Origin of the sequence: Providencia xihuensis, from assembly GCF_041953405.1 — a bacterium.
GTDB classification, from domain to species: Bacteria; Pseudomonadota; Gammaproteobacteria; order Enterobacterales; family Enterobacteriaceae; genus Providencia; species Providencia vermicola.
Genome location: NZ_CP169565.1, coordinates 195,291 through 211,484 on the forward strand (window position 1 = coordinate 195,291; position 16,194 = coordinate 211,484).

The window sequence follows — 16,194 nt, forward strand, 5'->3', positions numbered from 1 at the left end:
AAGTCGCAACTGAGTTGGTTTTATTTCACTTTGGTATGCTAATAACTTGGGTATTGATGTTTTATTATTGCCCGACTTTAGTCGGGCGTTATTTTTTATTACTGGAAACTAAGCGTATTTCTGTGCGTAGGCCAACATGGCTTTTTCAAAGCAATCAAACGGCGGGTGAACGATACCTGCGCCAATCATGCCGATACCTGCATCTTTATGGGCAATTGCTGTATTGATGACAGGTAAAATACCGCTAGCTGAAACTTTCGTAATATCAATGGCGGTTGGGATCCCCATAAAGCCCAATAATGGAATGGTGACATTTGGGTTTTCGCCTAATGTGATTTCGCGCATTTGACGAGAGAAATCCACCGCTTCTTCTACTGTACCGCCGACTAATGCGACGATTGCGGGGGCCGTTGCCATTGCGAAGCCGCCGATACCATAGGTTTCAGTGATTGCTGAGTCACCAATATCTAAGCCCGAATCTTCAGGTTTATAACCTGCGAACATTGGGCCGATAACTTGCTGTGAAGGGCCTGTAAACCAATGACCTGGTAAGCCACTGATACGCAAGCCAAACTCATAACCGTTACGCGCCATCGTCGTGACCACAGTGCTGTACTCAATGCCGTGTGCCGCATCCATTGACGCTTTACACATGGCCATCCATGTTGGGCCTGAGAAATAATCACTGCTTGCGACGAAATCAAACACGTCTTTTTGCTGTGCGACAGAGAAATCGGTTTGGATAATCCCAGTGGTTAGCGCTTGAATGAGCAATGTAGTGCCCGCGTTATTACGGTTATGGCACTCATCCCCCATATGCAGCGCTTGTGCTAACATCAAACGCAGGTCAATTTCACCAACAATTTTCATGGCGTCGCGTAGCATTGGGCCCAAGACATCACGCATCCAATTTAAGCGGTCAATCACGCTTTGGTCGTTTGCACCCATGCGCAGAATTTTGGCCATTTGCTCACTCAGGTTCGTGAATGCGCGGTTACCATAAGTCTTGTTTTCAACGATATGCATAAACATCGATGCAGACGTCACTCCAGCCATGGAGCCCACACAATCGTGCTCATGGCACGGAGAGAAAATAATCTCACCTGATGCCGCAACTCGCTCAGCATCCGCTAAATCTTTCGCAAGGCCTTCAAAGACCAGAGCACCTGTTACCGCACCTTTCATTGCGCCGCACATGTCTTTCCATTCCACTGGCGGGCCTGCGTGTAAAATGGTGTTTTTTGTCATCCCTGGCACAACGTTAATCGCTTGGTCGTAGCCGATTAATACAGGTTGGGACTGAATAATACGTTCAAGAGCTTGTGCGTTAGCGGCTTCAATTTTTTCTTGCAGCGCGGCATTTCCTTCGATTTGGTCGAGAGCGCGAATAACCGCAACGTTGCCTTGTCCAGGTGGTGTCCATGTTAAATGTGTCACTGGAACATGTTGTTTTTTCAGGTCATCACTGAACATCTCAATACCCACATTGATGACACTTAATGGTTGCTTAAATAATGTCGTCATTATGCATTCTCCCCTTTCCACACAAACTCACGTCCTAATAACCCAGTATTGGTGCTGCTGCTTGCCCAAATCACGCCTGCATCAGTCAGCATTTTGACCTGTGCATCCATATTTGGTGTGTCTTGGTCTGTACCTAGCACATATCCTAAAATTTCTAATTCACGGCCATCTTTCTTGGCGATATTTTTGGCTTCTTTGATAGCGTCAATCATTACGCCAACAGGGTCTTCGTGAGAACCAAAGCCAAGGACAAAGTCCATCATGATGACGCCAACTTCTGGGTCGCGGGCTTCTTGCAGTAAACGCTCAATACGGTTTGTTGGGTCGATCATTGGGTGTGGTTTACCATTGGTAAAGTCATCATCACCAAAGTCGAGGAACGTGTGGGCAATACTTTTGTTTAAATCTTTTAAGCGATATTCAGGGTTTGGCTGGATATTACTGTAAACATCGTCATATTTTTCCAGTGCCGCAAACATGGCTTCATCACACAGTGTACCGCCACAGAACAGGCCACGAATGTATTTTTGCTCAGGTTTGAGTTTAGCTCGCACTTCATCGATTAATGGCAGGTTCAGTGGGTGCAGGTCTAAGTCTTCTTTACGAATTCCTGTTAGCAGAACCGCTTTCAGTGCCGCCTCTTTGGTGCCTTGTGCAAAGGTTAGTCCTGGTTTATCTTCTGGTAGTGGCTGGCTACCTAAGAAACAGACAACAACGGGTTTATGGCATTTTTCAGCTTGCTCCAGCACTTTTTTTGCAACCGCTGGTGCTGGTGGCTTAGAAATTAACGCGATAACTTTCGTTTCTTCATCCGCATCAAGCATCTTCAGGGCATCAATCATCATGATACCGCCAATTTTTTCACTTAAATCGCGACCGCCTGTACCGATTAATTGAGAGACGCCAGCGCCGAACTCATGGATACGCACGCTCAGCTCTTGGCTACCTGTACCCGACGCACCAATAATCCCAATACTGCCACGGCGTACATTGTTACCAAAGCACAGTGCGGTGCCATTGATAATCGCGGTTCCGCAGTCAGGGCCCATCATTAATAAGCCTTTTTTACTGGCAAGTTGTTTCAGAGCCAATTCATCTTCAATGGAGACGTTATCTGAGAACAACATGACGTTAAGGTCATTTTCTAACGCAATACGCGCTTCACGAGCAGCAAATTGCCCATTGACAGAAATCACCGCTAAGTTGGCATCTGGAATGTGTGTTTTCGCGGAATTGATAGTGGCGTATTTTGCTTCATGGGATCCGCCACCTTGGTTTTTCTTATTAAATAATTCTTCGATAGCAATTAATGTTGCATCGTTGGCTTCATCACTTGGCCCTTTAATCACAATCATTAAATCGCCATTTTTGGCTTCTTCTAACTCAGCAGTTAATAACCCTAAATTACGCAGAACACCTTTATTCATCTCCGTTGCCATCGCGACAAAAGCTTGCTCAACATTATCGAGCTGATTGGCTTTAGTCGAAATAGACATCAGTGACACGGAATCAAAATAGGTATTTTTCTTTATGACAACTTTAGTCGACATGTCTTTCTCCGAAATAGTGAGTGAGATACAAAGCGTCGCGAAGGCCAAATAGCATGTCGCTGCCTGAACTCGACCCGATATTTAAAATATCTAAAAATTGTGGATAAATATTTGTCTCTTGCGCATCAACTAATGATTGAATTAATTGCTGCATGTTTTCGCGATATTCTTGGTTTAAGGCCTTTTCTAACGTGATGGCGCTAATGGGGGTCGTTTGGCTTTTGCTTTGTGTTATCCCTTGATAAAAAGCAGGGAATAAAGTGCAAGCAGGGTGACCTTTTAATAACAAAAATGCCATTAACCCAACTAAATAATCATCACCAGAAGGCGTAAGCCCAATACCTAACCCAACAAATTGCTTAATAACCTTGGTAATACTTTGTTGGTCTTTGTTAATTAATGATTCAATTAGATTTAGACGTAATTGAACCAATTGTTTTGATACGGTTAGATAAAATAAGTTATCTCCCTGATAATTAAATAGAGAGCTTGAGTTATCCTGTAAAATAAAATCTAAACTTTTAATTTGGTTTGTTATATATAACAAATAGTTTTCGTTAATTAATTTTTTAGAATCAAAATTAATTTTTAATGGTTGCCAGTGTTTACATAAAGAAAACGAAATTGTGTAATTTTCACCAATATTCCATTCTTTATTTGAGAGATAAATAGGGGCTCCTGCTTTTAATTTTAAAAGAGAAAAGTCAGTATTTATTAATCGGCAACTATTTGGTGCATTATCTAACGAAGAGCAAAGTAATGAATAAAGGGTATTCTCTACCGTAAAATTAATCGCTTTATTGAATACCTGCTCTACTTTTCCTAAAGACTGCGGCTGATGTAAAAGGTTGAGAAAATGGTTATCAGCCGTGAGCCCGTATAATATTTGCCGATGGGATATGGATGCGTTCACATGCCTCCTTATCTCTACTCGTCATACTTCAAGTTGCATGGGTGTTGACTGCACTGAGCTAGCCGAATCATATACTTATGTATGCTCATCGAACTATCTTCGCTTGTCGCCTACATGCAATTTGAATTATTTAGAGTATATGGTTTAGTTACGCGCCCGCGGCAACCAGTAGTTCAGCAATTTCGTGATAGCCTTTCTCACGTGCAAGTTCTAACGGTTTTTTGCCATATTTATCCGTCATATGCGGGTTTGCACCATGTTCTAATAGCAGCTTAACGATTTGCTGTTGCTTCTCGCCACCGTCATTTAATACGATAGCTTCAAGGAGCGGAGTCCAGCCCACAAAGTTGGTGTGGTTGACGTTAATTTCTGTTTTTTCGAGCAGTTCACGGACTATCTCAACGTGGCCTTTTTCACTTGCTGGCGTGATCCCCACACCACCAAAACGTGTTAATAAATCTAAATTTGGTTTTGCCGGTAACACTAGGCGTAATAATGTTAAGTCGTTATTCAAGCAGCTTAATAAAAATGGGTTAAAACATGTTTGGTCTTGTTTATCGATGTCTGCGCCTGCATTAATTAGAAAAGAAACACATTCATAATGTTTATTGAGACTTGCATTCACAATAGCGGTACGGCCTTGGCGGTTGGTTGTGTTGATATCCACACCTTTTTCAAGGCAACCTTTTAATAAATCTAATTGCCCTTTTTCAGCAGCGGTTAAAAATTCTTGAGAAAGTGTGCTGGCGGTCATTATTTTCCCCTTAGGTTGGCTTATTGATATTGCCAACATAGATAAAGACAATTTAAAGATTATTTATGATGGTTAGAGCATACCAATTGCGATTAATAAAAAGAATCCATTTAAATTTAATTCATCAATGGGAGGCTCTATTGTTGAATGAAATTCAATAATCAGCCTTTTTTGTGCGTGTACGCATTATTTTTCATCCTTTTTTGACGTTTTTTGCCTGTTTTTCACTCGTTTTTATCGATTATTTTTAATTAATAGAGAACGGTGAGACGTCATTATTCTGTTCTGTGACGTACATCAAATTGAAGGTTTTATGATTGTTAAATTTGTGATTAATTTGATCGCGGTCAGGGTAAATGTTAATACTTGGTTTGGGTATTTAATTCAATAATATTAAGTATTTTGATTATTAATAGTCTCTCAGCTTTTGTGGTTAAAATGACAGCTTAAGACAAATGAGATTAAAACACTTCTTCTTGGCAATTATTCTGTTAAGCTATCAATAAATCGGTTGAAAAATAGCCTGGTTTTCAATCTATTGAATAATATTCACATAAAAAGCCAATTTGATTAAAATTAAAACACTTTGGGAAGGCGAGTATGAACTCAATTTTTACTGAAGAAAATTTATTGACCTACACTACCGCAGCTAAATTTGCGAGCTTCAGTAAAGCCGCAGAAGCATTAGGTATTACCACATCGGCCGTGAGTTATACTATTAAGCGTATTGAAACTTATTTGGATGTCGCGTTGTTTATACGTGATACTCGCAATATTGAATTAACGGAAGCGGGTTATTATTTTTATCGTAAGGCAACGGACTTACTGAATAACTTTCATTCCATTCAAAAAAGTATTTATTCTATTGAACAAGGTATTGAAGCGCGGGTGCGCATCTGTATTAACCAACTTTTATATACCCCTTACCATACGGCTAAGTTACTGCAAATATTAAAGAAACAATTTGCTACTTGCCAAATTACCGTGACTACCGAGGTGTATAACGGTGTATGGGATGCAATTATTAATAACCATGCAGATATTGCGATTGGCGCACCGGGGACATTAATGGATGGCGGTGGAATAGATTATACGGAAATAGGCGCGATTCATTGGCAGTTTGCCATTGCGGCAACACACCCACTCGCATTAATGCCAGAGCCGATTGCTGAAAGCCAGTTGCGTCTTTATCCCAATATCATGGTGGAAGACACCGCAGATACGATAAATAAACGAGTTGGATGGTTACTGCATGGGCAAGAAGCGATACAGGTGCCAGACTTTAATACCAAATGCCAGTGCCAAATATTGGGCGAGGGGATCGGATTTTTGCCAGACTATATGGTGAAAGAGCACGCTAAGAGTGGCCGATTAGTGGTCAAAAATATTCAAAACCCGCGGCAAGATTCTAATATGCTATTAGCCACACAGCATTCAGCAACAGGGCAAGTGACTCAGTGGATACGCAAATCGTTCACGGAAAATGGGGTTTTAGCTGACCTTTACAGTGACTTACTAAAACCTATTAGTGGGTAGGTAGGGGGTGTTTATCTTTGCCACGGATTTTCACCACTAAAAGGTCAAAAAACAATCCCAAAAATGGATGAATGTGTAAGTCGAGATTTGTGCTCAATACTGTGTTTAAAGGCTGCCCTACGGGTTCGATTAAAGCTCGTTTCACTTATTTGATGCTACGTTGAGAGGCCCTTGCCTAGTTGACTAGGCGGCGACCCTCTCGCCTTGCCTAAAATGGCTTTAATTCAAATGAAAATTGACCATCAAAGATAAACAACCCCTAGTGCGTGGCAACCGCCAACGCTTTATTGATGGCATCGGGGATCACGCTTCCGTGGCTTTTACCCTCAAATAAAGTGAATTCACATACTCGCTGATGGGTTTGAATTTCAGTGCACACTTGGCGGGGACTGATCCAACTTTTGCGGTTTTGGTAGTTTTGGACTTGTTCTGCCGTTAACTTGGACAAATCAGGGGTCTCTTCTAAGCCACCCAAAGTGACAAAAATAGGTGCTGTGGCTTGTTTTTCAGTGAGTTTCGCTAGTTGCACCATTTCACCTTTCCCCCACCACAATGACGGACTTGCTGAAACATAGTACTGAAAATCATCGGGTTTTTGTTGATAAGCCATTAAGGTGAATAACCCACCAAATGAATGGCCGAATAAGGTTTGTTTTTGCTTATCAATAGGAAATTGTTGTTCAGCCCAAGGGCGCAGTGTTTGGCTTATAAACTGGTACAATGCAGGTGCTCCCCCACCATGGCTAAAGTCTTCCCCAGACACGGGCGGAGTATAGTCATAGGTGCGTAAAGCCTTTGGAAAGGCCTCATCAACGGGGTAACCGATGCCGATAATAATGGGTAGTGAGTCTTTATTGAGTGTTTCCACGGCACGGTTGACGACTTTTGGATATAACCCATTTCCATCAAGCATATACAGTACAGGGCGCTTGGCCGTGACGTTATACGGCACGGCACTGTAGATGCGTAGTGCTCGGTCGCCATAAGCCATATCCGTCTGTTTAATATCGTAAAATTGTGCGACGTTATCATCCAAAGGCGGAATACTTTGGCTAGGGCGAGCAATGGCATTACTGGCGATACAGAGCAATAAGCTAGCGGTGAATAATTTGTTCATATACTCGTCATCCTTCAAGCTGCATGGTTGTTGACTACGCTCGGCTACCCGAATCACATACTTTTGTATGCTCATCGGGATATCTTCTCTTGTCGCCTACATGCAACTTGAATGATTTAGAGTATCGAATAGGTAGCCTACAAAAATTAAAATTAGAAACTGACGTTAATGTTCGCCCAATAACGGCGTCCATCTTCCACATCCCAGTTTCCATCTACTTTATCAATTTTAGGGCCTTTTTCATTACCAATATTGAGCACCGCAAAGTTCAACTTGGTATTTTTTAATACTTGATAAGTTGCGCCCACATCCATGGTGGTATAGCCGCTACGGTAACGAGGAACTTTTGAACCGTTGCGCTGTGCTGCCCATACTTGTTCACCAGTATATTGTGCACGCGTATACAAATTGAGATCTTCGTTAAACTGCCAATCTAATTTCGCATTAGCCATATGTTTTGGTGTTTTATCCAATGGATAGCCTTTAAGTGAAATACCATTACCGAGTTTTTCATCATCACTTTTACGCTCTGAATCAGTGTAGGTGTAGTTGGCGCTGAATTTCCAGTCTTTAGCAATTGGAATACCTGTTGCGATTTCAACTCCTTTAACATTTGCCTTACCGACATTGTCATAAGTATAGAGATTTAGGTTTGAAAGCGGGTCTGGATTGCCAGTGTTATAGCTGGTTAACTTGTTTTTAAAGTCAGTATTAAATAGGGTCAGGCTGGCATCAAAGCCCGACTCATGGTTATAGGCAATGCTGATTTCTTCACTAACACTTTTTTCAGGTTTCAGGTCTGGATTACCATAAATAATCCCATTTCCACCTTCTGTAGAAGTGCCATAACCTTTGCTGACCTCACGTAGTGTTGGCGCACGGAATGCAGATGACACGCCACCTTTAATGGTGATTTCGTCAGTTAGATAATAAACCGCGTAACCGCGAGGGTTCCAGTGGTTACCGTAAGTTTCATGGTGATCTAAACGTAATCCACCCGTTAGAATGAGGTCATCAGTTGCAGTAAATTCGTTTTCAACGAATAAAGCAGATTGGTCGACACTCATGCTGCTATTTTCAAATTTTCCTTTTGAAACCAATGAGCTGTCTTTGAGTTTTGAGTATTGGTATTGACCACCGACTGTTAAGATGTTGTCAGGTAAGAACGCAACAACTTTACCATCTACCACTGTATTAGTAATTTCAGGTACACGGTCTTCATAGCGGTATTCAGTCAGCTTAGTGATGGCATCTTTAATTTCTGTTTTGGTTTTTTTCTTCGTACTTTCTTGATAGACACTTAACTCTGTATTAAACGAATCCCATTCACCTTTATAAGTCAGCGCGGCGTGGTTTCGGTTATTGTAGAGTTCGGTTTTTTTATTATATTGTTTTGATTGTCCGCGCATTTCATATTCAGCAAGGGATTTGCCCGGGGTTTCTTCTCTTTCTTGCAGTGTTCTACCTGCTTCTAAAAGGAAGGTTTGGTTTTCAGTTGGTGTAAAACTTAGCTTAGCGGTGAGACTTTTGTTGTCTTTTTTGTAGTGTCCATCTGTAATTTTATCTTCTTGTCGATAATCACCACCGCCGTATAACTGCAAGCCTAATTTATCTTTAACGAGTGGGCCTGACAGATAGAAGTTACCGTCGGTGGAATTACCGCTATCACTGTTTTCTTGGATAATCGTGCCTGTTGTTACGCTACCGTGCCATTCATTAGTTACTTTCTTGGTGATGATATTGATAACACCACCCATTGCATCAGAACCATACAGGGAAGACATTGGTCCACGGATCACTTCAATGCGCTCAATGGCTTCGACGGGCGGCATAAAGCCCGCTTCAAAACCACCGCTGCCATTTGGGCGTGACTCACGGCTGTTTTGGCGACGGCCATCAACCAGTATTAAGGTGTATTCACCGGGTAAGCCACGGATATTAATATCTTGTTTATTGGCTGAACCCACAATGCTGACACCTTCTACGTCTTTAACCGCATCAGCAAGGTCGCGCACAGGTTTGTTTTGTAACTGTTCGGCGGTGATCACCGTAATACTGGCAGGGGCATCGCGTAATTGTTGTGAATAACCTGATGCGGTGACGATAAGTTTGTCTGAATCTTCTGCTGCTGTCGTACTAAATGAAGCCAAAGCCGCGCAAATACCTGCGGCGACAAGTGTGTAGTGATGTTGCTTAGTCATAGTAATCCCTAGCAAATGTAAATGAGAATGATAATTATATTGTTTGCGAATAGTATCACTAAAACATATCGGAAATAAATAATTGGCTAGCTAATTTATGGTCGATATTTGATCTCAGTTAATAATTTTCCCGTATGGCAAAAATGCACTTGATGATTTTTGCCAAGCTTAACGAAAAATTAAGGTTTAACTTTGGTTTATGGAGTTTAGGGTTAAGCGAAATTACAGTAGCGCGAGCGTCTACTCGGGAATTTTATGACTTATGAAACACATTTTTTTAGCCATTTCATTATTTTTCATCTGCTTGAATATGCAGGCAGAGGAAATTCGCCTAAGCGTCACAAACCCAAAAAATGTGATGGCGGTTGATGTCGTCAGCATTCCTGGCAAATTTGTGGCAAAAAACGAAATTTCGATTGGTTCTCCATTGCAACAGCAAATGGTTACCGCAGTGTTTGTGGAAGAAGGGGAATGGGTTGAAAAAGGGCAATTGCTCGCGACGTTGGAATCACCGATCCAAAGTGCAGGGGTTAATCAATTAAAAGCAGAAATTGATAAAGCTGCGGCATACATTAAACAACAAGAAGCACTCAGCGCTCAATCTCAACAAGAGCTGCAACGCTTATCACCGCTGGCAAAAACAGGGGTGATTTCGGCGAATGAATTTGGCAAAGCCAAATCAGAAGCAGCCGCACAGAGCGCATTGTTAACAGCAAGCCGTGCAGAGCTGCGCCAACTCAAAGCCCAGTTAATGCGTGAACAAAGCCAAGAAGACAAATCGAAAATTATTGCCCCTGTTTCGGGGGTGATCAGTGAACGTCACGCCATGAATGGTACGCTATCAGATAACAGCTTGTTATTTAAGTTGATTGAAAATAATGAATTAGAGTTTGAAGCGCAAGCTCACCCTTCCGAGCTTTCTCGCATTGTGGGCAGTAATCCCGTGGTGATTAACCTTGATGAAAACCAATCAACATTGGGGAAATTACGTTATTTGTCGCCAAAAATAGATGCATTAACCCAACTTGGAAAAATCCGTGTGGCGCTTACAGAGCCGACTAAACAAGTGCGTCTAGGTGAAACGGGCACCATGGTGTACAGAAATTCACCCCGTGAACAGCTATCGCTACCTTATAGTGCCATTCGTACAGAACCCAATGGCGAACGTTATATTTTTACTGTGACAGACGGCAAAGTGGCGAAACAAAAAATACAAATTGGCAAAATTCAGCAAGGGCGAGTGGAAGTGTTAACCCCATTAGCGCCGAGTTTAGATGTTGTGGCTTATGCACAAGCTTTTTTATCAGATGATGACATTATTGTGCCTGTAAAGGATAGCCAATGAAATTACAGCTATCTTCTTGGGCCATTACTCGGCCGATTCCGACAATAGTGATGTTTTTGGCATTAACTATCGCAGGGTTATTCTCCTTTAATCAATTACCTGTAACTGCCAACCCTGTGGTGACGTTTCCGATTGTCACTGTCACCGTAACACAAGATGGTTCTTCGCCAACAGAGCTGGAAAATGCAGTAACAAAGCGGGTTGAGCGCGCAGTATCTGGAATACCTGGCATTCGCCATATTACCTCTTCCATTAGTGAAGGTGCATCGACCACGACTATCGAATTCGATCTTAGTGTCGATGCCCACGTGGCTACCAATGATGTGCGCGAAAAGATGGGGCAAATCCGTGGTGAGCTACCGCAAACGATAGATGAACCGCTGATTAACCGCATCGATGTTGAAGGGGGCGCGATTCTACGTTACGCCGTTTCGTCTGAAACTGAATCTCTCGCGGATTTGTCTTGGTTTGTGGATGACACGGTCAGTAAGCAATTGATCACAGTGCCGGGGGTGCAAAAAGTCAGTCGCTTAGGGGATACCGAACGCGTGATCCGCATCGAGCCTGATGCAAATAAATTGGCTGCGATGCAAATCTCCATAGCCAGTATTAATGAATTACTGAAAAATAATCACCAGAACTCAGCGGGTGGTAACTCAAAATATAACTCGTTGCAGCATACCATCCGCGTATTAGGTGAAAAATCGACCGCGGATGAGATTAAAAACATCATGTTACCCGTTGATAACCAGCAATCGGTACGGTTAGGCGAAATTGCCAATATTTATGATGGCTATAAGAATGTGAAATCTATTTCGCAGTTCAATGGTCAGGACGTGGTGGGTTTTGCGGTTTATCGTGCCAAAGGCTCCAGTGATACCAAGGTGGAGCAAGGCGTCGCTGAAGCGGTCGAAAAATTACAAAAAGCGAATCCAGATATTGATATTCGCCTGATTTCCTCAACGGTTAAATATACAGAATCGAGCTTCTTTTTAACCATTCAGACCTTATTAGAAGGGGCTTTTCTTACCGTCATTATCGTCTTTTTCTTTTTGAAAAGCTGGCGTGCAACGTTAGTGGCGGCAGTGGCATTGCCGTTATCGATATTGCCGACCTTCTTTGTATTAGCTCTGTTTGATTACAGCTTGAACAGTATTACGTTGCTGGCTTTGACATTGGTTATTGGGATATTGGTAGATGATGCCATTGTTGAAATTGAAAATATCCAAAAATATATCGAACGTGGCGAACGCCCCTATTTAGCGGCACTAAAAGCATCTGATGCCATCGGTTTTGCAATTGTGGCAATCACATTAACCATTGTGGCGGTGTTCTTGCCTGTCAGTTTTATTGGGGGGTTTGTTGGGCAATATTTTGTGCCATTTGGTGTGACAGTTTCAGCGGCTGTGCTCTCTTCATTGTTAGTGGCTAGATTGGTGACGCCGTTAATGGCGGCTTATGTGCTGCTACCGCAAAAAGGCGCACACGACGGCGTAAAAATTCCAAATTGGATAGCGCGTTATACGCGGTTTTTATTACTCACGTTAAAACACCGAAAATTAGCATCTGCATTGGCGGGGGGCTTTTTAATTGGTTCAGTCGCAGTGACTAGCTTGTTACCTGTCGGTTTTATGCCAGATGGTGATATCAGTATCAGCCAAATCAATATTGAGCTGCCACCAGGTACGCCGGTTGAGCAAACGCAGCAAAAAATGAATGAAATAACAAAACAGTTAAAAGATAGACCTGAAATTATTTCAACTTATACGGTGGCAGGGATAGCGGACGACTCAGAAGGGGTTGCTCAACACAAAGGCGAAATGATCCTCACTTTGGTTGAACCAAGTGAACGTGAATTATCACAAAAGCAATTTGAGCTTGAAATAGGGAAGTGGCTAAGTGAAAAAACAGATGCACGTTATACCTTTAGCAACAGTAATGGTGGCAAAGAGTTCTCCTTAATGTTTACAGGGACGGATCCTCAAGAGCTTGAAGCATCAATGCAAAAACTGCGTGATGCCATGGCCAAAGTGGAAGGGTTGAAAAATGTTCAGGTCATGAAACCGCTATTACGTAAAGAGCTAATTGTTAAGCCCAATTTAGTGGATATTGGCCGAACGGGTGTCAATGTTGAGGAAATCGCCAATACATTACGTATTGCGACCATGGGGGAGGCTAACTCACGTAGTGCCAAATTTAATTTACCCGATAGGCAATTGGCGGTGCAGGTTATTTTACCTGAGCATCAACAAAATAATATTGATGTACTGAATAATTTATATGTGAATAGCACAGGGGAGCAAGCTGTACCGTTAAAATCGGTTGCTAAAATCGACTCCAGTGATGGGCCTTCACAAATCGAGCGGATTAATCGACAAAGACAAATGTCGATAGAAGCCAATTTAGAAGGGCTAACACTTGGTGAGGCATTGGAAATTGTGGTGCAACTCCCTGAATACCAACAATTACCCCACAGCGTTTCACAAGTGGAATATGGCGATATGGAATATATGATTGATATGTTCGAGCGCTTTGGTACCACAATGGTATTGAGTATTTTGTTGGTCTTTGCCATCTTAATTGTGTTGTTTAAGGACTTTATGCAGCCAATCACCATACTTGTCGCGCTACCGTTTTCTATTGGCGGTGCCATCATCGCCCTTGTTTTATATGGTGCGATGATCGATTTACCTGTGATTATCGGTATTTTGATGCTGATGGGGATTGTGACCAAAAACTCGATTTTGCTGGTGGAGTTTATTCTTGAAAAGCAGCGCTCGGGAATGCCAAAAGAAGCAGCAATCATAGAGGCAGGTCAGGAGCGTATTCGACCAATTATCATGACGACATTTGCTATGATTGCAGGGATGATCCCCTTGGTATTAACCAGCGGTGCGGATGCAGGGTTTAGGGCACCAATGGCGATTGCGGTGATTGGTGGCTTATTGAGTTCGACAATTTTGAGTCTGTTATTTGTGCCGGTGATTTACAGTTTGATGGATGATTTAAAACATAAATTATTACCGCAACTGGCAAAACTCACCTCCGTGACGCAAGAAGACCGCAATATTAAACAGTGGTAAATAAAAGCCGGCCAATGTGCCGGTTATTGCTTTAAACATTGCGATTGCTGGAAAATTGCCGCTGGCCTATATTTAGTTCTTGAGTGTCGTATTGATTAGGAGTAGACCATGAAAATAGAGGCTATTAGCTATATTAAAAAGCATGCTGCAGGGCTTGAATTATCAGAGCCTATTTTAGTAACTCAAAATGGCATTCCTGCATATGTCATTGAATCTTATGGAGATAGAAAAAAAGGGATGAGGCAATTGCATTACTTAAATTACTTTCTATTTCAGAAAAAGATAGTAAAGAAGATAAATTATATTCACGTGGCCAATTATTGGATAGGCTCTAAACGACCATGATTGGAACGATTGGATGATAGTTAATTTTAAGTATACAGAAACGTTTATTAGCTCGTTAAAGGAATTAGGTATCGGGAGAAAACAGGCTAATTTACTCCTTGATAAATACGAGAAACATTTACCCCCATTTCCAGAGTGTTGTTCAATACCTGAATATCTTCAAGATATTGGTGTCTCAAGGTATAGAGGATACTTATCACCAGAAAACTATACAATCCTCTATACGTATGAAATAGCCGAAAATACGATGATATCCCATGCCATCATTCATCAACGTCAAGATATGATGAGATTATTATTTAATCGAATGATAGAGCGCTAAATATTTTAGTCATATTTAAAATGCATCAAAAAAAGAAGGGTTATTATCGAACTAATGTATTCAATATATTTAATTGATATTGATTTTGTTCAAATTGAATGAAAGTTATCTAATTATGACTAATTTCATTTAAATTAATCATAAAATGAATCTATTATAATCAGTTGTTATTTTTTTATTTATTTGATATTTATCAATGAATTATTTATTTTTTATGGTGATTGTTTTATTTGTAAAATATTAGCCCTTGCTTTATTGTATTTACTTCCTGAATATAGGGGGAGGATTAATATTGATTTTAGACCCTGAGAGTTATTATGAGTCAATCAACCCATTCAGAAACAAATAATCAAAAAACGAAAAATGAAAAACGCCGAACAATATGGATGACCATTGCGACAATAATTATTCTTTTATTATTTGTAGCCTATGGTGTGTATTGGTTTTTAGTTTTGCGTTTTCAAGAATATACCGACGATGCTTATGTCTCGGGTTTGCAAATCCCCATTATTGCGCAAACAACAGGCAATGTTACCCAAGTCAATTTTGAAAATACTGATTTGGTGAAAGCGGGGGATGTTCTGGTGGTGTTGGATAAAACCAACGCTCAACTGGCATTCGAACAAGCTAAGCACGATTTAGCGACCACGGTACGCAAAACCAAAGAGCTCTATATCAACGGTGATGAGTATCAGGCGCAAATACAGAAAAACCGTATCTCACTTGCGCAAGCTCAGAAAGATTACCAACGCCGTGCTGCACTTGGGCGCAGCGGAACAATTTCAAAAGAAGATTTGCAACATTCCCAAGAAGCAGTGCAACTCGCACAAGCGGCATTGGATATTTCCATTCAGCAATACAACGCAAACCGTGCGTTATTGCGCAATACCTCATTAAGAAAACAGCCTGCCATTCAGCAAGCCGCTGATAGTGTGCGCAGTGCGTGGATCAATTTACAACGTACTGAAATTAAAAGCCCAATGACAGGCTACGTTTCGCGCCGAAATGTGCAAGTGGGTTCCCAAGTCAGCCCACAAAGCTCTTTAATGGCGATTGTGCCTGTTCAACCTGTTTGGGTGGATGCTAACTTCAAAGAAACCCAGCTGGAAAAAGTACGCATTGGGCAGCCTGTTACCATTAACAGTGATTTTTATGGTGATGACATCGTGTATAACGGCACAGTAGTTGGCTTAGATATGGGAACAGGAAGCGCATTTTCATTATTGCCCGCGCAAAATGCGACGGGGAACTGGATCAAAGTGGTTCAACGCTTGCCTGTAAGGGTAGAGCTTGACCCTGAGCAGGTGGCAAAACACCCATTGCGTATTGGCTTATCAATGAATGTCACCATTGATATTAAAGACCAAAATGGCCCTGTGTTAGCCGAAGTTCAGCGTACAACGCCCGCGTTTGAAAGTGATGTGTTAGTGCTAAAATTGGCAGATGTCGACCACATTATCGATAGCATTATCAGTGATAATGCGGACTAGCTCGTAAGGAGTGA

The 16,194-nt window shown here is 41.7% G+C and carries 10 protein-coding genes and 1 pseudogene; 5 read left to right on the forward strand and 6 right to left on the reverse strand.

Annotated features, from left to right (window positions below; all coding sequences use genetic code 11):
* Positions 1-108: 108 nt before the first annotated feature.
* The 4 genes from ACE2AL_RS00870 to ACE2AL_RS00885 all read right to left on the reverse strand — a co-directional run bounded on the left by ACE2AL_RS00870 (position 109) and on the right by ACE2AL_RS00885 (position 4,741).
* A complete protein-coding gene (locus ACE2AL_RS00870) occupies positions 109-1,524 on the reverse strand; it encodes a DUF1116 domain-containing protein (protein ID WP_206085116.1) in 1,416 nt (471 codons plus the stop codon).
* Complete coding sequence (fdrA, locus tag ACE2AL_RS00875; protein WP_272573828.1) at positions 1,524-3,074, reverse strand: acyl-CoA synthetase FdrA; 1,551 nt, start codon at positions 3,072-3,074, stop codon at positions 1,524-1,526. Before fdrA ends, ACE2AL_RS00870 begins: the two co-directional genes overlap by 1 nt.
* Positions 3,064-3,987 carry a DUF2877 domain-containing protein gene (locus ACE2AL_RS00880; protein WP_375083839.1) on the reverse strand — a complete coding sequence of 308 codons (924 nt, stop codon included), beginning with the start codon at positions 3,985-3,987 and terminating at the stop codon, positions 3,064-3,066. The genes fdrA and ACE2AL_RS00880 overlap by 11 nt, the downstream gene beginning before the upstream one ends.
* Positions 3,988-4,135: 148 nt before the next feature.
* Positions 4,136-4,741, reverse strand: a complete 606-nt coding sequence (locus ACE2AL_RS00885) for an ankyrin repeat domain-containing protein (RefSeq protein ID WP_206085113.1) — start codon at positions 4,739-4,741, stop codon at positions 4,136-4,138.
* 600 nt (positions 4,742-5,341) lie between these two features.
* On the opposite strand from ACE2AL_RS00885, the gene ACE2AL_RS00890 reads away from it, so the two are divergent.
* Complete coding sequence (locus ACE2AL_RS00890) at positions 5,342-6,277, forward strand: LysR substrate-binding domain-containing protein (RefSeq protein ID WP_206085112.1); 936 nt, start codon at positions 5,342-5,344, stop codon at positions 6,275-6,277.
* Positions 6,278-6,536: 259 nt separating this feature from the next.
* Here the strand turns inward: ACE2AL_RS00890 and ACE2AL_RS00895 are convergent, their stop codons facing one another.
* Positions 6,537-7,394 carry an alpha/beta hydrolase gene (locus tag ACE2AL_RS00895; protein ID WP_272538898.1) on the reverse strand — a complete coding sequence of 286 codons (858 nt, stop codon included), beginning with the start codon at positions 7,392-7,394 and terminating at the stop codon, positions 6,537-6,539.
* A 152-nt stretch (positions 7,395-7,546) separates the two neighbouring features.
* Positions 7,547-9,595, reverse strand: coding sequence for a TonB-dependent receptor domain-containing protein (locus tag ACE2AL_RS00900; protein ID WP_272538899.1), 2,049 nt, complete (start codon positions 9,593-9,595; stop codon positions 7,547-7,549).
* 262 nt (positions 9,596-9,857) lie between these two features.
* Between ACE2AL_RS00900 and ACE2AL_RS00905 the strand changes: the two genes are divergently transcribed.
* The 4 genes and pseudogenes from ACE2AL_RS00905 to emrA all read left to right on the forward strand — a co-directional run bounded on the left by ACE2AL_RS00905 (position 9,858) and on the right by emrA (position 16,180).
* A complete protein-coding gene (locus tag ACE2AL_RS00905; protein ID WP_241016862.1) occupies positions 9,858-10,940 on the forward strand; it encodes an efflux RND transporter periplasmic adaptor subunit in 1,083 nt (360 codons plus the stop codon).
* The gene (locus tag ACE2AL_RS00910) at positions 10,937-14,023 is read left to right on the forward strand and encodes an efflux RND transporter permease subunit (protein WP_375083840.1); all 3,087 of its coding nucleotides are present in this window, start codon (positions 10,937-10,939) and stop codon (positions 14,021-14,023) included. The genes ACE2AL_RS00905 and ACE2AL_RS00910 overlap by 4 nt, the downstream gene beginning before the upstream one ends.
* A 108-nt stretch (positions 14,024-14,131) precedes the next feature.
* Positions 14,132-14,358: pseudogene (locus tag ACE2AL_RS00915) on the forward strand (type II toxin-antitoxin system Phd/YefM family antitoxin).
* Positions 14,359-15,007: 649 nt separating this feature from the next.
* Positions 15,008-16,180, forward strand: a complete 1,173-nt coding sequence (gene emrA / locus ACE2AL_RS00920; protein WP_375083841.1) for a multidrug efflux MFS transporter periplasmic adaptor subunit EmrA — start codon at positions 15,008-15,010, stop codon at positions 16,178-16,180.
* Positions 16,181-16,194: the final 14 nt, after the last annotated feature.

Coding starts and splice junctions, on each gene's coding strand:
- ACE2AL_RS00870 (WP_206085116.1), bottom strand. CDS start 1,524: ATGACGACATTATTTAAGCAACCATTAAGTGTCATCAATGTGGGTATT.
- fdrA (WP_272573828.1), bottom strand. CDS start 3,074: ATGTCGACTAAAGTTGTCATAAAGAAAAATACCTATTTTGATTCCGTG.
- ACE2AL_RS00885 (WP_206085113.1), bottom strand. CDS start 4,741: ATGACCGCCAGCACACTTTCTCAAGAATTTTTAACCGCTGCTGAAAAA.
- ACE2AL_RS00890 (WP_206085112.1), top strand. CDS start 5,342: ATGAACTCAATTTTTACTGAAGAAAATTTATTGACCTACACTACCGCA.
- ACE2AL_RS00895 (WP_272538898.1), bottom strand. CDS start 7,394: ATGAACAAATTATTCACCGCTAGCTTATTGCTCTGTATCGCCAGTAAT.
- ACE2AL_RS00900 (WP_272538899.1), bottom strand. CDS start 9,595: ATGACTAAGCAACATCACTACACACTTGTCGCCGCAGGTATTTGCGCG.
- ACE2AL_RS00905 (WP_241016862.1), top strand. CDS start 9,858: ATGAAACACATTTTTTTAGCCATTTCATTATTTTTCATCTGCTTGAAT.
- ACE2AL_RS00910 (WP_375083840.1), top strand. CDS start 10,937: ATGAAATTACAGCTATCTTCTTGGGCCATTACTCGGCCGATTCCGACA.
- emrA (WP_375083841.1), top strand. CDS start 15,008: ATGAGTCAATCAACCCATTCAGAAACAAATAATCAAAAAACGAAAAAT.